General features: G+C 42.3%; 22 protein-coding genes, 1 tRNA gene and 1 pseudogene. 17 read left to right on the plus strand and 7 right to left on the minus strand.

The window, feature by feature from the left end:
• Window positions 1-72: 72 nt before the first annotated feature.
• Window positions 73-558, plus strand: coding sequence for a DUF1036 domain-containing protein (locus ACYCSE_RS18610; RefSeq protein WP_459699267.1), 486 nt, complete (start codon window positions 73-75; stop codon window positions 556-558).
• Between the two features lie 204 nt (window positions 559-762).
• On the opposite strand, the gene ACYCSE_RS18615 is transcribed toward ACYCSE_RS18610, so the two are convergent.
• Complete coding sequence (locus ACYCSE_RS18615) at window positions 763-1,101, minus strand: helix-turn-helix domain-containing protein (protein WP_459699269.1); 339 nt, start codon at window positions 1,099-1,101, stop codon at window positions 763-765.
• A 354-nt stretch (window positions 1,102-1,455) separates the two neighbouring features.
• Between ACYCSE_RS18615 and ACYCSE_RS18620 the strand changes: the two genes are divergently transcribed.
• From ACYCSE_RS18620 to ACYCSE_RS18630, 3 genes are all read left to right on the plus strand, one after another.
• Window positions 1,456-1,725: a hypothetical protein gene (locus ACYCSE_RS18620; RefSeq protein ID WP_341161826.1), complete on the plus strand. Its 270-nt coding sequence runs from the start codon at window positions 1,456-1,458 to the stop codon at window positions 1,723-1,725.
• A 100-nt stretch (window positions 1,726-1,825) separates the two neighbouring features.
• A complete protein-coding gene (locus ACYCSE_RS18625) occupies window positions 1,826-1,924 on the plus strand; it encodes a hypothetical protein (protein WP_014599622.1) in 99 nt (32 codons plus the stop codon).
• A 220-nt stretch (window positions 1,925-2,144) separates the two neighbouring features.
• Complete coding sequence (locus ACYCSE_RS18630; protein WP_459699272.1) at window positions 2,145-2,594, plus strand: DUF6386 family protein; 450 nt, start codon at window positions 2,145-2,147, stop codon at window positions 2,592-2,594.
• Between the two features lie 129 nt (window positions 2,595-2,723).
• Here the strand turns inward: ACYCSE_RS18630 and ACYCSE_RS18635 are convergent, their stop codons facing one another.
• The gene (locus ACYCSE_RS18635; RefSeq protein WP_446674431.1) at window positions 2,724-3,854 is read right to left on the minus strand and encodes a phosphodiester glycosidase family protein; all 1,131 of its coding nucleotides are present in this window, start codon (window positions 3,852-3,854) and stop codon (window positions 2,724-2,726) included.
• A 132-nt stretch (window positions 3,855-3,986) separates the two neighbouring features.
• Between ACYCSE_RS18635 and ACYCSE_RS18640 the strand changes: the two genes are divergently transcribed.
• From ACYCSE_RS18640 to nspC, 7 genes and pseudogenes are all read left to right on the plus strand, one after another.
• Complete coding sequence (locus tag ACYCSE_RS18640) at window positions 3,987-4,460, plus strand: DUF7716 domain-containing protein (RefSeq protein ID WP_459699274.1); 474 nt, start codon at window positions 3,987-3,989, stop codon at window positions 4,458-4,460.
• 51 nt (window positions 4,461-4,511) lie between these two features.
• Window positions 4,512-5,535 (plus strand): annotated as a pseudogene (locus ACYCSE_RS18645) (WD40 repeat domain-containing protein).
• A gap of 155 nt (window positions 5,536-5,690) precedes the next feature.
• On the plus strand, window positions 5,691-6,314 hold the full coding sequence (locus tag ACYCSE_RS18650; RefSeq protein WP_459699276.1) for an SMI1/KNR4 family protein: 624 nt from the start codon (window positions 5,691-5,693) through the stop codon (window positions 6,312-6,314).
• A 180-nt stretch (window positions 6,315-6,494) separates the two neighbouring features.
• Window positions 6,495-8,375 carry a molecular chaperone HtpG gene (gene htpG, locus ACYCSE_RS18655; protein WP_165175916.1) on the plus strand — a complete coding sequence of 627 codons (1,881 nt, stop codon included), beginning with the start codon at window positions 6,495-6,497 and terminating at the stop codon, window positions 8,373-8,375.
• Between the two features lie 157 nt (window positions 8,376-8,532).
• Window positions 8,533-8,793 carry a bacteriocin immunity protein gene (locus ACYCSE_RS18660; RefSeq protein WP_459699279.1) on the plus strand — a complete coding sequence of 87 codons (261 nt, stop codon included), beginning with the start codon at window positions 8,533-8,535 and terminating at the stop codon, window positions 8,791-8,793.
• Window positions 8,794-9,108: 315 nt separating this feature from the next.
• On the plus strand, window positions 9,109-10,308 hold the full coding sequence (locus tag ACYCSE_RS18665; protein WP_013309649.1) for a saccharopine dehydrogenase family protein: 1,200 nt from the start codon (window positions 9,109-9,111) through the stop codon (window positions 10,306-10,308).
• Window positions 10,309-10,316: 8 nt separating this feature from the next.
• Complete coding sequence (gene nspC, locus ACYCSE_RS18670; RefSeq protein WP_061828641.1) at window positions 10,317-11,456, plus strand: carboxynorspermidine decarboxylase; 1,140 nt, start codon at window positions 10,317-10,319, stop codon at window positions 11,454-11,456.
• Window positions 11,457-11,658: 202 nt separating this feature from the next.
• Here nspC and ACYCSE_RS18675 read toward each other — a convergent pair whose 3' ends face one another.
• Window positions 11,659-12,153, minus strand: coding sequence for a hypothetical protein (locus ACYCSE_RS18675; RefSeq protein ID WP_446674435.1), 495 nt, complete (start codon window positions 12,151-12,153; stop codon window positions 11,659-11,661).
• 323 nt (window positions 12,154-12,476) lie between these two features.
• Window positions 12,477-12,968 (minus strand): hypothetical protein, encoded by a 492-nt coding sequence (locus ACYCSE_RS18680; protein WP_322172091.1) that lies wholly within the window; start codon window positions 12,966-12,968, stop codon window positions 12,477-12,479.
• Between the two features lie 301 nt (window positions 12,969-13,269).
• Between ACYCSE_RS18680 and ACYCSE_RS18685 the strand changes: the two genes are divergently transcribed.
• Together ACYCSE_RS18685 and ACYCSE_RS18690 are read left to right on the plus strand one after the other, a co-directional pair.
• Entirely contained in the window at window positions 13,270-13,785 is a 516-nt protein-coding gene (locus ACYCSE_RS18685) for a hypothetical protein (RefSeq protein WP_254349539.1), read from the plus strand.
• A gap of 69 nt (window positions 13,786-13,854) precedes the next feature.
• Window positions 13,855-14,373 carry a GNAT family N-acetyltransferase gene (locus tag ACYCSE_RS18690; protein WP_254325943.1) on the plus strand — a complete coding sequence of 173 codons (519 nt, stop codon included), beginning with the start codon at window positions 13,855-13,857 and terminating at the stop codon, window positions 14,371-14,373.
• Between the two features lie 14 nt (window positions 14,374-14,387).
• Here the strand turns inward: ACYCSE_RS18690 and ACYCSE_RS18695 are convergent, their stop codons facing one another.
• Window positions 14,388-14,828, minus strand: a complete 441-nt coding sequence (locus tag ACYCSE_RS18695) for an N-acetyltransferase (protein WP_254349397.1) — start codon at window positions 14,826-14,828, stop codon at window positions 14,388-14,390.
• A 377-nt stretch (window positions 14,829-15,205) separates the two neighbouring features.
• On the opposite strand from ACYCSE_RS18695, the gene ACYCSE_RS18700 reads away from it, so the two are divergent.
• Window positions 15,206-15,290 (plus strand) — tRNA-Leu (locus ACYCSE_RS18700).
• 93 nt (window positions 15,291-15,383) lie between these two features.
• Here the strand turns inward: ACYCSE_RS18700 and ACYCSE_RS18705 are convergent.
• Window positions 15,384-15,914, minus strand: a complete 531-nt coding sequence (locus tag ACYCSE_RS18705; protein WP_322159223.1) for an NAD(P)H-dependent oxidoreductase — start codon at window positions 15,912-15,914, stop codon at window positions 15,384-15,386.
• 197 nt (window positions 15,915-16,111) lie between these two features.
• Between ACYCSE_RS18705 and ACYCSE_RS18710 the strand changes: the two genes are divergently transcribed.
• The gene (locus ACYCSE_RS18710) at window positions 16,112-16,468 is read left to right on the plus strand and encodes a winged helix-turn-helix transcriptional regulator (RefSeq protein ID WP_069079881.1); all 357 of its coding nucleotides are present in this window, start codon (window positions 16,112-16,114) and stop codon (window positions 16,466-16,468) included.
• Between the two features lie 168 nt (window positions 16,469-16,636).
• A complete protein-coding gene (gene fabV / locus ACYCSE_RS18715; protein ID WP_459699283.1) occupies window positions 16,637-17,818 on the plus strand; it encodes an enoyl-ACP reductase FabV in 1,182 nt (393 codons plus the stop codon).
• Window positions 17,819-17,931: 113 nt separating this feature from the next.
• Here fabV and ACYCSE_RS18720 read toward each other — a convergent pair whose 3' ends face one another.
• The gene (locus ACYCSE_RS18720; protein ID WP_061828633.1) at window positions 17,932-18,135 is read right to left on the minus strand and encodes a hypothetical protein; all 204 of its coding nucleotides are present in this window, start codon (window positions 18,133-18,135) and stop codon (window positions 17,932-17,934) included.
• Window positions 18,136-18,303: 168 nt separating this feature from the next.
• Between ACYCSE_RS18720 and ACYCSE_RS18725 the strand changes: the two genes are divergently transcribed.
• On the plus strand, window positions 18,304-19,455 hold the full coding sequence (locus ACYCSE_RS18725) for a sn-glycerol-1-phosphate dehydrogenase (RefSeq protein WP_459699285.1): 1,152 nt from the start codon (window positions 18,304-18,306) through the stop codon (window positions 19,453-19,455).
• Window positions 19,456-19,473: the final 18 nt, after the last annotated feature.

Here is a 19,473-nt window from a genome sequence, read left to right on the forward strand (position 1 = left end):
TTGTCCACTTCCTATTTACAACTCTTGCATACAATGGATTGTAGAATGGCATTAAGAGGGAGTGACAAAAAAATGAGTCTTTATTTTCGAAACAGCACCAATTCTACCGTACAAGTAGCTATTTTCTATCACGCGAGCAGATGTGGGTTTGTCTTTGTGGGACAAACTGGTATATTGTCTACCTGGTACCGTTTGGCGCCTGGTCAAACGAGGGAAGTTGTTACTGGCAACGTAGGGGATAGAACAATTTATTACTACGCTGAGAGCATATCAAGAAATCTTGTATGGTCAGGTAATTTCCCCATACATGTTCCTAATTATAATTTCAGTGGATGTTGGATCTGGAATATTAATGGGAATCTATGCAATAATTGCAGAAGAGTTGGTTTTAAAACACTTAACATCCAACGCGGTTTCGTGAACTTTACAGTCAACCTTATTACAAATAGTGCTCAAAGAAAAACGAAGCTAAAAAATGTTCGTATGGTATTGCCCACAAAAAGGGTAAAAAGAAAATCTAAATTGAATGACCGCAAAAAACTACCTAGAAGTCAATAATTTCATAATGGAGGGGAATCCTTTGTAATTTCGAATTCAATTCAGTTCGCGCTTTTATATAAGAAACTTGAAATTAAGTTAATAGTGGATATATATATGTTATTTTAATGTTCGATAGGGTATTGAACTTACGTAAAACAATAGTGCAATAGGAACTGCCTTGTTAACTAAAGGTGGCTCCTTTATTTTTGCTAAAAAATCCTTTTATTTTGTAATCTCCCGTATCACATTCCTCGCCAAGCGTACTTTCTCTGGACTCGACTTTTTGAGCATCGTAATAATTTCTATAATATCTTCATCAGACTCCACAATTTTGGGGTCCTCGCTTACATATGAAAACAACTGAACTAAGTTTACGTCTAGTGCTTTTGCAATTTTAGCTACATTTATCAAAGAAACATTCTTTTCTCCACGTTCGATCTGTCCAATGTATGTAAAATGAAATCCACCTTTTTCCCCAAGAGCTTCTTGTGAGAGGCCTTTTTCTTTGCGTAACACTCTTATTCTAGCCCCAACTAGCTTTAGTACTTCTTTGTCCTGCATTTATCTACACTCCTTCATACTAAAAAGTGTAGACAAGATTTTATTGGGTAAACATGAGATTAAGAATCGTATATTTATCAAATATTATATCTATAAGTATTATTCTAGAGTATAATAAGACTATTCTTTAAATTCTCTGGAGGAATAGATATGAAAGAAGCTCCTTCTACCTTTATTCCAAGTCCCACTCAACCGTCCAGACCCTCACAACACCTACATAATTCAATAACGGATTTTCACACTCTATCCCAATACCACATGAAACTAGCCCAAATCCTGTACAAGCACAATCAAGTCCAATGCTGCATTATCCTATGTGACTGGGCTTTGACCTCCATGTTAAAAGCACTATATATGAAAGAAAACAACAGCCGTTTCCCTCCCGGATTACTGTCTATGACTGATCTGCTGCACTTATTACATACCGAAACCAACCCGGGATTGGATGTTGTTGTATTTATAGGCACCACTCAATTTCTTTCATCCCAGTTAGAAACCCCGCTCCTTCAAAAAATGAAGTACAAGGATGTGAGCAGGTTACTGCGAAGAACGGACGACATTCTCTGCCAGTTGTCATCCAGAGTCATTAGCGATCTATCTCAAACGTATCAGTCCATTTTCTGAGTAGTCCTTCCATGGCAAATAAACTTGCCGATTCGCCCTGTCGTTATCCGCTTTTCTTCATACGATAAGAGTAAGCTTTAACGCAAGGAGGGATTCAGACATGGGTGAAGTAGGTTACGGTGGAGCATGGACATCCACAGGAGCGATTTTGGTATTGTTCATTTTGTTGGTAATTATTACTAAGTCTTTTTTGATCTAACAGCAGGTTAGCATCGCTTAAATCCACAAATCGGCCTTCTTTCACGACATCGTGAGGGAGGGCTTTTTATGCAGAATAGGTGTTAGCCCAACATGTTGTCTGGCCCTGCAAGCATTGTTATACTTTACATACAGGGAGATTTTCCCTCAAATATATGGCAATACGGATAGCGTAAGACGTGGAAAAACAGAAATTCGTTGACCAAAATCAGGAGGATCGCATGATGAATACGGCAAGCAGTCCATTTCAATTTACGACAGACACGGCGACTCTTTGCTTATTTGATACGCAAGCACTTAAACATCGTTTGGACGATGATCCGGATTGGTGGTCCATCGAAGAGGACGAGCTGGGCGAGTTGAACAAAGGAAATGTAGCTTTTTTGAATCTGGGAGCCGACGGGACCTATGAGGTTGTGATAACAGATCATATCGACAAGCCTACTGTGCGGCTGTTTTTGAAGGTTCCCTCAGGCAACCTATTTATTGGAGCAGGGGAGGAAGCCACAAGTGGTGGACTGGAGCCTGAATGCGTATGGGGAGGGACGTTCCTTTCTATGCAACCGGGATTTTATGAATGCTTGGCGAGCAGAGAAGACAATCGTATTTATCTTTCTTTAAAAAAAGGAAGCGAAGGCAGCAATAGCTTTACAGGTCTGATTCGATTGTAGGTTGTAGGCAACCCGTAACGGCCCATACAAGCCGCCTGAACAGGTGGAGGCCGGACAACCTAAACTGGGGAAATAGAAAAAAGGCTATCCCCACGGCTTACACATCCGTGAAGACAGCCCTTTATCTGTCTATTGATACTTTACAATAATGGCATTGCTGATTTGGCGGCCGGGTGTGGTGAGGTAGGAGCCGTTGTAATACAGCCCGCTGGAAGCACCGCCGTCCAGATTCATGGCCTGATAAGCGCCAGCCTGCTTCATCATTTGGGCGAGCTGCGGTATAGTCGCTCCACTTGTGGTCAGGAGGATCAGCTTATGATCCCGACTCATCCCGAGTGCGCTGCGGGCGCCGCCGCCTGTTAATATTTTAGGGTCCTTGAAGCCTTCGGCTTTGACATTTAGGGAAACCTGACCGTTCGTGACCAGACGAGGCCCGGCTTGAAGGGCACCTTCGACGCTACCTTGGCTTAAGCGTTGTTCAAAGGCAGAACCCGACACCAGCTCAGCTAAATGATTAGTATCGTAGGTGAAGACCGTTCGTTGGTCGCCAGAGCTTTTTTTCAACATCTTTCCGTGACTGACCAGATAGCCGTAAGGCGTTTTGTAAGAGCTTTTGGTATAGGCATCAAAGAATGTACCATTGATGGCTACAACCGCTTGGTTACGTTTGGCGAGACTACTTAAGTCTTCCACTTTACCAATGGAATCGCCTGCCAGTGCCACGTCCAGGCTTACCTTGGGATGGAGCATAGAGATGGTGACCACCTTAGCGGAAAATGTACGAGACCCGACCTTGAAGCTTTTATGAGCTGTCGTAATGGGTGTAGTGTTTCCGGGTAGCTTGCCAGTATGTACCGGAAGCGTGACGGACGTTGCACCTTGCTTAATGCGTACAGCTGAGGTTTCCTTTTGCCATGAGACTTGCAGGTTTAGATTTTGACTGATGAACTGCAAGGGGACATAGGTCGAACCGTTATCGGTAAAAGGAGCATTTTGCAAATGGACCGTTTGATCATTCACTTTGGCAGTAGATTTCCCGGCAAATAGGGTGATCCGAGTATTGCCTTGCGCAATTTCTATTTTTTTGTCCGCTGCCGTTAAATTGAATGTGATCCCTTCATAGCTGTTCAGAAGACGAAGCGGGATGAAGGAGTGGTTACTCTGGTCCACATAGACCAGCATAGGTGCTGGGGCAGCAGCGTAGATCGGGGATACCAGTAATAGCAAGGACAGGATAACAAGTGCGGTGGTTCTTTTCATGAATAGATCAATCTCCTTATGTAGTCTTGACACTTTACGAGGTGCTTGTAATTATATCGGGTTTTATAAGTTGTAAATGTATGTTATGCGAATTTTGAGTGTTTAGCTGATATAGGAAGCGGGAGGTTGGAGATGAGCAGGTATGAGACAAGACTTGAGGATTACCGTCGCAGAGAGCGCCCGTCTTATCGTGTATTTGAAGGATTGCAGGAATTGGTGCGTAGCGTGGGGCAACTGCATAATAACTGGTTATATGTGAATGTGGATCAATGGGATCAAGATCCTGTACACACACCGATTTATTATTGGGATGAGCATTGGCTAGAGGAATGTGCAGAGGAGGGTACAGTCGTAACCAACGAACAGGACGAGTATATTCCCAAGTGGGTGCCGGATCGTCAGGTTCAAACCTGGTTTGAGTTGGCGACCTTCGAAAGTATTGTGGAAGTCCTTAAGGCTGCTGGACAGCCAGTGACGCTTCAGATGGTGATTATGGCGGTAAAATACTATGACAAACGAGATGCCTTTCTGGACTATGAAGAGGTGAAGGCAGTGACAGACCTGTGGTCTGTGCTGACAAAGGTGAGAAACCACCTAACAGAATGAACAAAGCCTGTAGAACAAACAGGGCATACATACACTGGATGGGGGAAGCAAATGAGTTGGTTGAATCATGAAATGGCAGCAAAGTGGCGACAGGAAGGAAAAAGGTATGCCGCAGATGTGAATGAATTTGTCAGAGTCGGCATGGAAAGTGAATGGCAGCAGGAGCAATCAGAGCCAAACCAGGACGAACGCCCCAAGATGGCCAAAGATATTTTTCGTATGATTCAGGAGGCGAATCAGGCTGGTGAAATGGAGCAGTTACGTCGAGAGATTCCAGCCGCGTCTTGGCCGCTTAAAAGCATCCATTCCTGATCTGGAGTGCTTGGGAGATGAGGAGCATCCTGAAGATATATTAGATGAAGCGATTCCGTTTGGCGATGGACAGCGACTTCTGCTGGTTTGCGGTTACGGCGTTTATTTGCTGGCTGGTGATCAGGTGGATTTGATCCATCCCAAGGCGTCTGAACGAAGAAAACTAGAGTTGGAAGACACGATTGTGGATATGGCCCATGGAGCTGTGTCGAGGGATGGACGTTGGATTGCTTACGGTAGCCAGATGAGTGAGCATATGCTTATGGATCTGTCTGATAAGACGGTGCATACATTGGAGCCAAGTTCTAGTTATCCGCATTATGCTCTATTTTCCAAAGATGATCTGGTCGTCTGGTACAATGCCTGTCATTTCTACAACGGTGCCACCATTCAAGTGTCGATTGCTGAGGTGGAGCAGGGTCTTGCTCAGAATAAGGAAGAATGGCCGATGATGAATGAAGAAATGCGAGTATACGCTGCAACAGCGCTGACACAAGGATCTATTTTGGGTGATGCCTACGGTTATCTCCGTCTGATTGACAGGGAGGGCCGTGAACTTTGGCGCTATTTTGTCGGCAGTACGATATCCGGGCTGGCAGTTACACCTGATGAAAGTATGTTGGCGGTTGGAACGTATGGAGGTATGCTTCATTTGATTGATTTGCAGAGCGGCACGAAGGATGAATATAGCATTGGCACCGCGCCAATTCACGAGACAGCGCGTTGGGTGATCTGGCGGAACTATGAGCCCTTGCGCTGGTAATACTAATATTCCGCAAATGGTGATAAAAGCAAGTTCTGATAAGCTGAACTTAAAAAGTGTAGCAGCACATGATTACAATGCTATTTTCAGATAGAGGGCATTTGGCATTAACCCATGATGCAAAATGTGAATAGAAAGGAAAGAGGTGTGAAGACATGGACAAGAAAGCGGATATTCGTACATCTATGAAGGAACTATTTGCTCAGATGGATGAAGCCTTTTTTATGGATGTGGAAGAAAATGTACCGATGGAAATGCGTGATGGGAATGTTGACGAGGAGGGATGGATCAAGTGGAAGCCTCTCCTTTCACAGATTACTGAACAGGAAGTTCGGGAGATGGAGGAAAAATACCATTTTGAGCTGCCGCCCCTGCTGAGGAGTTTTATCATGTCCTACCATTATGTATCTTTACAATTCGATAATGAGTCCATCCCGGGAGTATACTGGAGCGATTGTACGTTTGTTGAGTTCCCACGTCTGCCTGTAGGTCAAGGCTTAAAGGCATTTTATGATTTGCTTGATCAATGGTCACCTCTTCTATCAGCAGGCTACATTCCTTTTGCAATAGCAGAGGACGACCAGGGTCCCGTTTGTTTAAATGCAGGCAGCAGACATAAGGACGGCGATTATCCTATTGTTTGGTTCTTTCATGAGGACCTACAGCATTTGAATGAGGATGAGCTGCGGATCAGGAGTAATCTGCTTCCCCATGTACAGGGGCTGTTTCCATCTTCTGTCGAAATGTTTAACGTGATGTTTAAGCACATTAGAAACTAGCGATTTCCTAAAATGTAATTTTAATGTTTAGTCGACCGAGATATTGACATAAAAAATGAGGAATGATATAAAAAAGGTAGGCTAGCACTCGAATGATGGGAGTGCTAACAAAGTTGAATCGTTTGCATAGCTCATATCGGCTGGCCTTACATAGGTTCATATTTGAAAGGAGATATCCGAATGGAGAAAAAACAGTTTCAGGCTGAGTCCAAGCGTCTGCTCGAAATGATGATTAACTCGATTTACACGCAAAAGGAAATTTTCCTAAGAGAGCTGATCTCCAATGCAAGTGATGCGATTGACAAAATTTATTACAAAGCATTGACGGATGATCAACTGGTCTTTGACAAAGAAAATTATTATATCAAAGTAACTGCCGATAAGGATAACAGAACGCTAACCCTGCGTGATACCGGGATTGGTATGACCAAGGAAGAACTAGAAAATAACCTGGGTGTTATTGCTAAAAGCGGTTCATTGGCATTCAAAAATGAAAATGAATCCAAGGATGGTCATGACATCATCGGTCAATTCGGCGTCGGTTTCTATTCAGCTTTTATGGTAGCCGATGTGGTTACAGTGACTACCAAGGCTTTGGGAAGCGATACTGCATATAAATGGGAATCCACAGGTGCAGACGGGTATACCATTGAGGCAGCTGAGAAGGACGAGGTCGGAACCGAGATAGTTCTGAAAATCAAGGCAAACACCGAAGATGAGTCCTACGATGAATATTTGGACGAGTACCGTTTAAAAGCACTGATTAAAAAATACTCCGACTTTATCCGCTATCCGATTAAAATGGATATTACAGGCAAGCGTCTGAAAGAGGGAAGCGACAACGAGTTCGAGGATTACGAAGAAGAACAGCGTATTAACAGCATGGTTCCTATCTGGAGAAAAAACAAAAGCGAGCTGACCGACGAGGATTATCAAAATTTCTACGCGGAAAAACGCTATGGCTACGACAAGCCGCTCCAGCATATCCACGTCAGTGCGGATGGCGCGGTAGTGTACCAAGCTATTCTGTTTATTCCTGAAAATATTCCTTTTGATTTCTACTCCAAGGAATATGAAAAAGGGCTGGAGTTGTATGCCAACGGTGTGCTGATTATGGAAAAATCTCCTGACCTGCTGCCGGATTATTTTAGCTTTGTCAAAGGGATGGTCGACTCCGAAAGCCTGTCGCTCAACATTTCCAGAGAAATGCTGCAGCATGACCGTCAGCTGAAGCTGATTGCCAAAAATATCGAAAGCAAAATCAAAGGTCAATTGCTGACCTTGCTCAAAAATGACCGGGAGAAATATGATCAATTCTACAAATCATTTGGCAGACAATTGAAATTTGGTGTCTACAACGATTACGGCAGACATAAAGAAACTCTCCAGGATCTGCTCATGTTCTACTCTTCTACAGAGAAAAAGCAGGTTACTTTGGACGAATACGTATCGCGTATGCCAGAGGATCAGAAGTATATTTATTATGCTTCCGGGGAGTCCAATGAGCGTATTGAAAAACTGCCGCAAACCGAAATGGTGGCTGACAAAGGCTACGAAATTCTGTATTTCACCGATGATATTGATGAGTTCGCTATTAAAATGCTCTTAAGCTACAAAGAGAAAGAATTCAAATCTGTATCGAGCGGCGATCTGGGCATTGAGCCTGACGAAAACGAGAAAGAAACAGAAGCAGAACAAAACGACAACAAAGAGCTGTTCGAGTACATGAAGGGCTTGCTGGAAGGCAAGGTATCCAGTGTTAAAGCCTCCAAGCGCTTGAAGACACATCCGGTATGTCTGTCCGCAGACGGCGAAGTGACGATTGAGATGGAAAAAATCCTGAACGCCATGCCTAATAACGCCGATGTCAAAGCGAATAAAGTGCTGGAAATCAACGTAAACCATGCGGTGTTCAACTCTTTGAAAGAAGCTTTTGACAAGGATAAGGAGAAGGTAAACCTCTACACGGCATTACTGTATAATCAGGCTTTGCTGATCGAAGGCTTGCCACTGCAAGATCCGGTTGAATTCACGAACGATATTTGCAAAATCATGGTTTAACAAGCTTTATTACTGTATAGAGCCGTTCCCATACTGGGGGCGGCTTTATTTATCATAAACACTTCTTAAATCTCCATAATAGGTCATATAGCGCTTACAGAAGAAGGGATGGGCCCACACAATGCCGATCATACTCAATACAAAGGAGGGCAATTATATGAGTCTGGATAGAGATAGAAAGGAACTCCAAAATTTAGACCGAAGTGAGCTTATAGAGTTAGTGGGAAAAATCATCAGAGGTGAGGGAACAGAAGAGGAAATCGACAGCATGCTGACCTTAGTGATGCAAAATACGCCCCATCCGGGGATCAGTAATTTGATCTACTGGGATGACCGTGACTTGAGTGCAGCAGAGATCGTAGATGAGGCATTACGCTATCAGCCCATTATTTTACCACCCCATGAATCTTCTTCATAGGATGCGGAGGGGTGGTCTTTTGTTTAGAAATAAGATAGTATTAACTCTTTAGGACTATGAACATTAGATTCAAAAAAAACTTCCGTTAATACGTGCTGACTTCCCTGGAGTGTATGGGGTAATGTTTGTTTTCTGCACACTTTACGGAGTTTTTATGCCTAATTTTGGGATTTGTAAAGTTTTTGTGACATGTTCCTGTGAATTTTGATACAGCAAATTGTCGTTTTTCTTGATTATTTGGTGGGATGTCTTTATAATCATTTTGTTTGCAAGAATGATTAGCGATTAGCGTATGGAATAAGGAGGTTATTTATTTTGGGAAAAGCATTGATTATTGGCGCCGGTGGCGTGGCCAGCGTTGTGGTGCATAAATGTTGCCAAAACCCAGATGTATTTGAAGAAATTTGTATCGCAAGCAGAACTGTTGAGAAATGCGATGCGCTTAAAGAGAAGCTGGGTGGAGGTCGTACGAAGATCCAAACGGCTCAGCTTGATGCTGACAACACCGACATGGTCATTGACTTGATTCGAAGCTTTCAACCGGATGTAGTTATCAATGTGGCTCTCCCTTATCAGGATTTGACGATAATGGATGCTTGCCTTGAGACAGGTGTTCATTACGTTGATACGGCGAACTATGAACCGCCGGATACGCCGAAGTTTGAATACAGCTGGCAATGGGCCTACAAAGAAAGATTCGAAAAAGCAGGAATTACAGCTCTGCTGGGCAGCGGTTTTGATCCAGGCGTAACTGGAGTATTTACGGCTTATGCTCAAAAGCACTACTTTGATGAAATTCATACGATTGATATTGTGGATGCGAATGCAGGGGACCACGGATATCCTTTTGCAACTAATTTTAATCCGGAAATCAATATTCGTGAAATTACGGCGAAGGGCCGTTACTTTGAAAACGGAGAATGGATTGAAACAGAGCCACTTTCTGAGAAAAAGGTATACGACCTTCCTGAAATTGGACCGAAAAATATATATCTTTTGTACCATGAAGAACTGGAATCTCTTGCAGTGAATATTAAAGGCGTGAAAAAAATCCGCTTCTGGATGACGTTCTCGGACAATTATCTGAATCATTTGAATGTACTTCAAAACGTAGGCATGACTTCGATCGAGCCTATTGATTACGAAGGACAACAAATCATTCCACTGCAATTCCTAAAAGCTATTTTGCCAGACCCAGCTTCTCTGGGACCAAGAACAAAAGGCAAAACAAACATTGGTTGCATCATCCAAGGCGTGAAAGATGGAAAACCAAAAACGTATTATGTTTACAATGTTTGTGATCATGAGGAATGTTATGCAGAGGTTGGCTCCCAAGCCATTTCTTACACAACTGGTGTTCCTGCCATGATCGGCGCAATGCTTATCATCAAAGGTATCTGGAAAAAACCAGGCGTTTACAACGTTGAGGAATTTGATCCAGATCCATTTATGGAAGCACTAAATAAACACGGATTGCCATGGCAAGAGAACTTTACGCCAACGTTGCTTGATTGAGGTCTGCGATGAATATTGATATTACAGGACTTCCATCACCTTGTTATCTTGTTGACGAAAGACTTCTTGTCAAAAACCTTGAGGTCTTAAATTCCGTCCAAGAGCGGACAGGCTGTAGTATTTTGCTCGCTCTTAAGGGATTTTCGATGTTTTCGACCTTTCCTCTGGTTGGCAAATACTTAAAAGGCGTAACCTCCAGTTCGTTGTTCGAAGCACGACTTGGTCGCGAAAAAATGGACAAAGAGGTTCACGTATACGCACCTGCTTATGTTGACAGTGAATTTGATGAGCTATTGGAGTATGTTGACCATATTGTTTTCAACTCCTTTGATCAACTGAAACGCTACAAAAACAGAGTGCAAGGCGTAACTTCCAAAAAAATCGACATCGGCATTCGGGTTAATCCAGAATATTCGGAAATCGAAACGCCGCTGTATGATCCTTGCTACAACAACTCCAGAATGGGTGTGACTCTGGCTAACTTTAGACCTGAGGATCTGGATGGCGTGGACGGTATTCATTTTCATACAATGTGTGAACAGAATTCAGATACGCTAGAGCGCACCATTAAAGTCGTGGATGAGAAATTCGGACCATACATTAAGAACATGAAATGGCTCAATTTCGGCGGCGGCCACCATATTACCAGAGAAGACTATGATCTGGACACGCTGGTACGCTGTATTCAATATTTTCAAGATAAATATGGTGTGCAGGTTTATTTGGAGCCGGGCGAAGCTATTGCTTTGAATACTGGATATCTGGTTGCTACCGTATTGGATACGATGAAAAACGGAATGGATATTGCCATTCTGGATACTTCGGCTGAATGTCATATGCCTGATGTACTGGCAATGCCATATCGCCCGAATATCATTGATGCAGGCCAGCCTGGTGAGTATGCTTACACCTACAGACTTGGTGGACTTACGTGCTTGGCTGGAGATGTGATTGGAGACTATTCCTTTAAAGAGCCACTGAAGCCGGGAGACAAGCTTGTGTTCTGCGATATGGCTCATTATACGATGGTCAAAAACCATATGTTCAACGGAGTCAACCTGCCAGCCATCGCCAGCTACAACGACGAAGAAGGCATTAAGGTAATCCGTCAGTTCTCCTACGAGGACTTTAGCTCACGTTTGTCGTAAGACTTACACAGGGGTAAAAGAACTAAGTGCACCGAATAGAATGACTGAACTACAAAAGCCTCACCCCTTGAGAAAGGGGTGAGGCTTTTTGGCGTAGTTAGGGATTTTTTAGTTTTTATATGTGCCTGTTGCATGTATCCAATACGACAACGGGCATTAAATAATGATTCACTACTTGAAAAGTTACATAAATTTAATTAGTCTACCTTACAGCTTCAGAAGAGACTTTATAGTCAAATATATGCCCTCCAGGTTGAAGTCCTGGAAAAACCTCGACGGCTAGGTAGTATTCTTTACCTTTTTCAAGTTCTACATCTAAAGAATATTGACCATCTCTTGAACGTTTCATTTTACTACCAGTATTATCGTAAACAGTCATTTGCAACCAGGAATCTGAATATCTGTCTCCCTGAATTGTAAAATGAGCTTTTTGTGATTCAAAAGCCTTAATTTTATATACATCGTAGGCTTCCCAGACTCCAGGCACTCCCTCTACACCAAGTCTTCCGATAACAGCATCACCTATAAAATAGTAGTTAGCCTGTTCAAAACTATCATTTGGTTCCTGCTCATGATATTCAAGTACAGAGGCAGGAGTTAAGTCTTTTGTTGTATTTGCTTCTTCGGCTAAAGCGACACTGGCAGAAGTACTTAGCATAAGTGTCAGGCCTAATGAAGCTAACAATGTCTTTTTCATAGTAAAGTTCCTTTCTTTTTTAGGGTTTTTAAGGGGGGTAAAATCATGGAGATAAATGAGTAAAATATAAATACTAAATTGGGAATTATTCAAAAATGGACTTGATGTGTGAGATGAAATAATAGGTAGAGGTGAATATATCTGTGAGGCATTTAAGGATCCGACAAGTTTTCCTACTCGGGCTTTAGCTCGTGTTTAGTGTAAAATAGACAGAATTAATGGACTGGAGTGGCACGAATGGATAATGTAAGCTGAACTAAAAGAGCCTTATACCTTAAAATAGAGGCTAGACTCTTTATTTGAATCTACGAAGGCAACGTATTTTATTGTCCAATTGTAGCGGAAATTTTATACCAGAACAATTGACCGATTTCGTAGCCTGGCGTTTCTACTTCTAAGTAGTACCATTTGCCTGCTTCAAGTTCTTTACCTAAAGTGTACTGACCATCATTTGCCGACTTTATCTTATGACCATTGCTGTCACGTAAAACCATTTTTAACCACGCACTCGGATACTTATCTCCTTCAAGTTTAAAATCAACCCACTTGGTTTCAAAAACCTTGAATTTGTAAACGTCGTAGGTGTCATAGTATCTTCCATCAATAAGTTCTCCAATGCTTCCATATATATCATCACCTAAAAAAATTTCGCTTGCTTCTTCAAAGCTATTATTAGGCTCTCTGTCAGTCCCATTTCCAGATAGCTGGATAGATTCCTTTTGTAATGCGGGTGCTGCTTCTTGAGCAGATGCAACGGCGGTGGATGTGCTTAATAGAAGTGCAAGACCTAGTGTGGAAAAAACTAATTTTTTCATTTAATAATCTCTTCCCTTCTTATATTTTGGGATTTAAACGAATATATATAGCCAATCCCATCCATTATTATATATTGAATCCCAATAAAATGGAATAAAAATGGAACTATAAACAAAAATATATATTTTTTGTCACAATTATGCGTCTTTTTACAAATTTATTCACTAAACTTCAATTAAGAGTTAGCCAACTTACTGTATACTATAAAATCCCGTCTTAATATGCTGTCGTGAAAAGGGGCATCCTATTTTAGGAGTAACACAAGCTATGTTATACTCCATAATTGGAGGTGAAAAATATATGTTCGATCCGACGGTTTTTGATAATTTAAAAGTGGCCATGGAAAATACAGTATACGATCTGGATAATCTAGATTCACGTATTGACATTACGCAGCGAATCGACAGATTGGAAATGTCTGTGATGTCACGTGAATTTGCTGTCCAATTCAGACTGAGAGAACACCCGAGTGTGACAGCAGAGATTCAACTGAAGGCAGATTTAAACAACTTGGCTGCGGAAATTTTGGAAATCAAAGATCAAATTCCGGGATGTGTCTTGTTGCTGAGTTTTTACATGGAAATTCGTGAAATTGAGTCACAATGCAGCCGGATTGAAAATATACTGACCGAAATTTGGAAGCCCGATCTTCGACCGGTACAAACGCTTAGTCAGATTTACGGAGAGAAGACATCTACATACCAAAATAGGATTGAACTCCGATTTTCCAGACAAATTAACGAAGATCAGATGGAAGACATTCCAGAGCTGTTGGAACACATATTGCTGACGCTTATGGAATTAAACAAGGTCTAAAGGGTTAGGCCCTAATGTAAATGACATTAGTAGACCAACAAGTTAACGTTAGAGGAGTTGAAAGTATAAATGAATGAACTTGAATTCTCTCAAGTATATGCGATTATGGAGGCTTCTTTTCCTGAAACGGAATGCAGGACATTCGAGTCACAGAGGGCTTTGCTTCATCATCCGTGTTATCGTTTACTTACCCAAAAGGACGAACAAGGGCAAACAATTGCTTTTTTGGCGGGATGGGAGTTTACAGATTTTCGGTTTGTAGAGCATATTGCCGTAGATTCGGCTATACGAGGTGGTGGGTTAGGTAAAGAGCTTATGAGCAAGTTTATTTCACAGTCCGGTAAACCGGTAGTACTGGAGGTTGAGCCACCAGTGGATGAGTGGACTCGGAGAAGAATTGGTTTTTATGAACGTTTGGGATTTCATCTGAACCATTTTGACTATGTACAGCCTCCTTTAAGAGAAGGACAGGCTGATCTTCGGCTTCAAATAATGAGCTATCCAGGTGCGCTGGCTGAACAGGATTTTGCTCCGTTTAAAGAGATCTTATATACCGAGGTCTATGGGTTAAATAAGAAGATTGTATAGCTAATGGTGCTTCATTATCGTTCATGTTTTGTCCATACCATTACAAATTCTTTCTCGTCAGTTTCGGTATCAATAGATTCCGCTTGAATGGTAAATCCATTTTTAGTATAGAAGTTGAATGCTTTTGTGTTCGACTGGTATACCTTTAATTGAATCTCATTATGTTGCTTCTTGATCCAATCTAGTAGTAACTGGCCATAGCCTTTTCTTTGAGAATCAACACGTATAAACAGAGCTGCTAAGTATCCATCCAACATGGAGACGAAGCCGCCAATGCTATGATCATCTTGTATGATAACGTAGTTTTGAGCGAGAGGAAGGTACCTGTTTTCCATCTCGGTAACTTGTGATGCCCAATACTGCGGAGCAATAAAATGATGGGCTTCTATGGAAGCATCTAGCCAGATGGCTGCCAACTCGTTGAGCTCTTCCACATTTGCGGGTCTAATCGACATCGTATCTCCTCTTTCACGGTGCAGTATGTAATCTTATAGATGATGTTGAAATAAAAAAGACCGTCCGAGGACGGTCTTTCTACCCGTGGCGCTTATTTAAAGCTTTGATCCGTATCCCGCGCCTCCGTCAACTCTGTAAATTAGAGAATAACGGACCGGGTAAGGGATACGCTCAACATGTGATTATTGATGTTGACGCACCTCCTTTCCTGATGGACCCATTTTACCATATCTGGTTTGTGATATCCAGTGATTTTCTTATATTTACGGAAATGATTCATAGAAAATATAATATATAAATAGCTTGATTTTATGTTCTATGGGAGATATAATCTAAATTACCGTGATTGAAAAACATCGGTGTGAATACATAATATGCGGTCGTGGCGGAATTGGCAGACGCGCACGGTTCAGGTCCGTGTGGGCTAACCCCCCGTGGAGGTTCGAGTCCTCTCGACCGCATCATAGCCTAACATTTACAGGTTCTTGGATTGGCTGGATGCCACCAAGAGCCTGTTTTTATATGGTTAAGATGCGCGTACCATTATAACTATTTTATTTATACTGAAATATATATTTAATATAGTCTTTTGCACTCTGATCAATGTCTTCGTCGCTTGCTTGAAACGAGGCTCCGAAGACAGCGAAATAGGGTAATGGTATGGCGCCAACATGCACTGCGCTTGCCTTAAAAGGTGCTATAACTTCATCTACAGTAAAAGAAACGGAACCAGTAGGTAAGTAATTTTCTTTTTTATCGCCAATGGACATGGCTATCCCTAGCTTCTTTCCTTTTAACTTATCACCCTTTGAACCATAAGCCCATCCATGGGTAAAAACATCATCGAACCACTTTTTTAATAAAGGAGGGTAACTATACCAATACAAAGGGAATTGAAATATGACATTATCGTATGCTTCAAGTAGCTGTTGTTCTTTCAAAACATCAATGCTCCAGTTTGGATACTCTTTATAAATCTCATGAATTGTAATTTCATTGGTATATTGAAGTAATTCTCGTTTCCATCTGTTATTTACTCTAGAATCTTCGATATTGGGATGAGCTAAAATCACAAGAGTTTTCATCATAAATCACCTTTCTTACGTAACATAATTGCCTTTGTAGATGCTCTATTATTATTCTGTATGCTTCAAAAAAAGTAAATACACACAATAAAGTAAGATAGTTACTTGAAAGTATGCATTGGACTTAAAGTGAAGATATGCGATTATAGAATTAATTAGATAAACTTTGTTATTTTTAGCGTTGAAGAGGTGGTACTATGAAACAATATAATTTAGGCATAGAAGCAACACTTGAGATCATCGGAGGTAAATGGAAATCATTAATCATATGTTTATTAATGTCTGGTAGAAAAAGGACAAGTGAATTACAGCGTAGTATTTCAGGCATTTCGCAAAAGGTTCTTATACAGCAACTTCGCGAACTTGAAAAGGATGGTATCATAGGTAGACATGTGTATAATCAAATGCCTCCAAAAGTGGAGTATTATATAACGGAATATGGAATTACAGCAAATGAAATTATTGACTTAATGTGTTCTTGGGGAAGGGCTAATATCCAAATAAGACAACAGCAAGGAGAAGATGTGATGTTGTTAGAAAATGATTCAAAATGAATAGTGGAGTAAAAAAGCGTTGCAGACTATGATGTTTACGGTAGTTTTCTTCGGCTGTCTTCAAGTGTTATGTTATGTGTTGAGCCGCAAGCTGATTTGCTATATAGTTATGACTGGACAACCATTACATCCATATTAAATGAATGCTAAAGTAGGGGGACCCTTGCAATGATTATTAAACCGAAAATCCGTGGTTTTATATGTACGACTGCACATCCTGCAGGATGCGCGGCTCATGTTAACCGTCAGATCAACTACATCAAAGACAGCACATCAATACAAGGAGCTAAAAAGGTGCTTGTGATCGGAGCATCTACTGGATACGGGCTGGCTTCTCGTATTGCTGCGAGCTTCGGTCTGGGAGCGGACACCATAGGGGTATCCTATGAACGTCCCGCATCAGAGGGGCGCACGGCTTCAGCAGGCTGGTATAATACGGTAGCCTTTGAAAGAGCGGCCAGAGCAGCTGGCTACATAGCAGAAAGCATTAATGGGGATGCTTTTTCTCATGAAATTAAGCAGGAGACGTTGAAGCTGTTAAAGGAAAAGCTGGGCAAGGTAGACCTGATTGTATATAGTGTCGCTTCACCGCGACGGACACATCCCGATACGGGTGAAACCTTTAATTCCGTTCTCAAGCCTATCGGACAGTCTTTTTCTAATAAAACAGTGAATACGAATACAGGTGTCGTATCAGAAATTACGCTGGAACCGGCTACGCAGGAGGAAATTGAGAACACCATCATGGTAATGGGTGGCGAAGATTGGTCCTTGTGGCTAAAAGCGTTGGAAGAAGCTGATTTGCTGGCTGAAGGGGTGACCACACTGGCTTACTCGTATATTGGTCCCGAAATTACGGAGGCTATCTATCGTAAAGGAACCATTGGCCAAGCTAAAAATGATTTGGAAGCTACAGCACATACTTTAACAAAGCAACTGGAGCGTTATCATGGAAAAGCTTACGTTTCTGTGAATAAAGCTTTGGTTACACAATCCAGTTCGGCTATTCCAGTCGTACCTTTGTATATTTCTTTGCTGTTTAAGGTCATGAAGGAAAAGGGACTGCACGAGGGATGTATTGAGCAGGCACAACGTCTGTTCGAGACGCTATACAGTGGGTCCACTGTGGAAACGGATGAAGAAGGACGCATCCGTCTGGATAACTGGGAAATGAGAGACGATGTACAGCAGGCTGTCAAAGCATCTTGGTCCGAAATCACTACAGAAAACGTATCTGAATTGGGTGATCTCGAACAATACCGTCTGGATTTCCTCCAATTATTTGGATTCGGGTTTGATGAAATTGATTATGAATTAGACGTTAATCCAGAGGTTGATAAAACTTTATAAGTGAATATTTGTAAAACAAAAACGGGTACTCTCAAGCGATACAATTGCTTAAGAGACCCGTTTTTTATGTATATTGGCAAAAAAACAAGTTGCACTCGTTTCACCGGCAGTATTTATCGAGAATTAGACGTGGAAAGTGACTTACGGTGCAGCAAGCGAAAAACGGCAATGGTAATGACAATCCCCACAACGCCAAAGACTGCAACAGAAGTCAGAGCTCGATAAGCTTGCCAGCCGAACAAAAAAGCAATACCACTGCCAAACGTTGTACCTGCCAATAACCCAAGTGCGCAGGCAATATCCGTTCCAAATTTCATAAACATGTTCCTTTCGAATGTGTAAATTAAAAAGCAACTTGTACTTTTTCGCTGGACTTGGACACATACTTGTGCGTACAATTAAATAGTAATCGTTTTCAAACGGAATCTATTAATCATTATGGAGCATTCTTGTGCAAATTATTCCTTTTTCAGGAGGCTGATGAAATGAATATGAATGAACAGATCAAGCTGTGGAACGAAGAGGCGCAGGCTAGTAACGCTGATCATCCTCACCGAAAGGTTGAATTGTTTATTGAGGTACGGGATGGAGCACTGGACTCTGTTGCCCCTTATCTGAACCAACAGGATTATCGTCATGTAACTCTGGTAGAAGATGAGCATACTTCGGTGGCGGCAGGAACAAAAGTGGCTGAGCTGATCCGTGAGGCAGGTTTGACAGTTGATGTAGTCCGCTTACCTCCGAATGCTGTAGGGGATGTGATTGCTGATGAAGCCTACATTATGAAGGTGCTGCTGGGTGTGGCGGATAAGAGTAAGGCTGTACTTGCTGTAGGCTCCGGCACGATTCATGATCTGGTTCGCTTCGTATGTTATAAAATGAATCGTCCGTTCTTGTCAGTACCGACGGCTGCTTCGGTGGATGGTTTTACCTCCGCAGGCGCACCACTAATTGTGGACGGCAGCAAGCAGACATTCCAAGCAGTTCCGCCAGAGGCGATCTTTGCTGATTTGTCTGTGCTGGCAAACGCGCCACAGACGATGACTGCGGCCGGTTTTGGCGATATGCTCGGTAAGTTCACCTCACTAGCGGACTGGCATGTTTCCAGAGATTTGGGAAACGAGCCGTATTCACCTGTGGCTAATTGCATCACCGAGGAGGCTCTGTGTGACTGTGTAGAGCATGTCGATGAGATTGCGGCAGGCAGCAAGGCTGGGGTTGAGGTATTGATGAATGCGCTGATTGCATCCGGTATTTCGATGCTGATGATAGATCATTCTCGTCCAGCGTCAGGGGGAGAGCACCATATTTCCCACCGAATTGAAATGGATTTTATTGCAGAGGGACGCAAGCAAGTTTTGCATGGTGCCAAAGTAGGCGTAGCATCCGCATTGCTGTCTGACCTGTACAGGGATTTAGCAGCCAGTCAGGATGTAGAGGCATTTAAGGTGTATCGGGAATTGCCTACGTCGGAGCAGATGCGTGCATGGCTGGCTCAGGTCGGAGGCCCATCTACCATTGCCGAGCTCGGGGTTACGGAGGAACAGCTCGCTCGTGCATTGCGCACGGCTCATACCTTGCGTGATCGCTATACTGGACTTAAGTATATGAATGAACATCAATTGCTTCGTTCGTAATGTGCAACCTCTACATAA

This window comes from Paenibacillus sp. SEL1 (assembly GCF_054602535.1).

Excerpts from the sequence above, each read along its gene's own strand:
- ACYCSE_RS18610 (WP_459699267.1), top strand. The coding sequence starts at position 73 with ATGAGTCTTTATTTTCGAAACAGCACCAATTCTACCGTACAAGTAGCT.
- ACYCSE_RS18615 (WP_459699269.1), bottom strand. The coding sequence starts at position 1,101 with ATGCAGGACAAAGAAGTACTAAAGCTAGTTGGGGCTAGAATAAGAGTG.
- ACYCSE_RS18620 (WP_341161826.1), top strand. The coding sequence starts at position 1,456 with ATGAAAGAAAACAACAGCCGTTTCCCTCCCGGATTACTGTCTATGACT.
- ACYCSE_RS18625 (WP_014599622.1), top strand. The coding sequence starts at position 1,826 with ATGGGTGAAGTAGGTTACGGTGGAGCATGGACATCCACAGGAGCGATT.
- ACYCSE_RS18630 (WP_459699272.1), top strand. The coding sequence starts at position 2,145 with ATGATGAATACGGCAAGCAGTCCATTTCAATTTACGACAGACACGGCG.
- ACYCSE_RS18635 (WP_446674431.1), bottom strand. The coding sequence starts at position 3,854 with ATGAAAAGAACCACCGCACTTGTTATCCTGTCCTTGCTATTACTGGTA.
- ACYCSE_RS18640 (WP_459699274.1), top strand. The coding sequence starts at position 3,987 with ATGAGCAGGTATGAGACAAGACTTGAGGATTACCGTCGCAGAGAGCGC.
- ACYCSE_RS18650 (WP_459699276.1), top strand. The coding sequence starts at position 5,691 with ATGGACAAGAAAGCGGATATTCGTACATCTATGAAGGAACTATTTGCT.
- htpG (WP_165175916.1), top strand. The coding sequence starts at position 6,495 with ATGGAGAAAAAACAGTTTCAGGCTGAGTCCAAGCGTCTGCTCGAAATG.
- ACYCSE_RS18660 (WP_459699279.1), top strand. The coding sequence starts at position 8,533 with ATGAGTCTGGATAGAGATAGAAAGGAACTCCAAAATTTAGACCGAAGT.
- nspC (WP_061828641.1), top strand. The coding sequence starts at position 10,317 with ATGAATATTGATATTACAGGACTTCCATCACCTTGTTATCTTGTTGAC.
- ACYCSE_RS18675 (WP_446674435.1), bottom strand. The coding sequence starts at position 12,153 with ATGAAAAAGACATTGTTAGCTTCATTAGGCCTGACACTTATGCTAAGT.
- ACYCSE_RS18680 (WP_322172091.1), bottom strand. The coding sequence starts at position 12,968 with ATGAAAAAATTAGTTTTTTCCACACTAGGTCTTGCACTTCTATTAAGC.
- ACYCSE_RS18685 (WP_254349539.1), top strand. The coding sequence starts at position 13,270 with ATGTTCGATCCGACGGTTTTTGATAATTTAAAAGTGGCCATGGAAAAT.
- ACYCSE_RS18690 (WP_254325943.1), top strand. The coding sequence starts at position 13,855 with ATGAATGAACTTGAATTCTCTCAAGTATATGCGATTATGGAGGCTTCT.
- ACYCSE_RS18695 (WP_254349397.1), bottom strand. The coding sequence starts at position 14,828 with ATGTCGATTAGACCCGCAAATGTGGAAGAGCTCAACGAGTTGGCAGCC.
- ACYCSE_RS18705 (WP_322159223.1), bottom strand. The coding sequence starts at position 15,914 with ATGAAAACTCTTGTGATTTTAGCTCATCCCAATATCGAAGATTCTAGA.
- ACYCSE_RS18710 (WP_069079881.1), top strand. The coding sequence starts at position 16,112 with ATGAAACAATATAATTTAGGCATAGAAGCAACACTTGAGATCATCGGA.
- fabV (WP_459699283.1), top strand. The coding sequence starts at position 16,637 with ATGATTATTAAACCGAAAATCCGTGGTTTTATATGTACGACTGCACAT.
- ACYCSE_RS18720 (WP_061828633.1), bottom strand. The coding sequence starts at position 18,135 with ATGAAATTTGGAACGGATATTGCCTGCGCACTTGGGTTATTGGCAGGT.
- ACYCSE_RS18725 (WP_459699285.1), top strand. The coding sequence starts at position 18,304 with ATGAATATGAATGAACAGATCAAGCTGTGGAACGAAGAGGCGCAGGCT.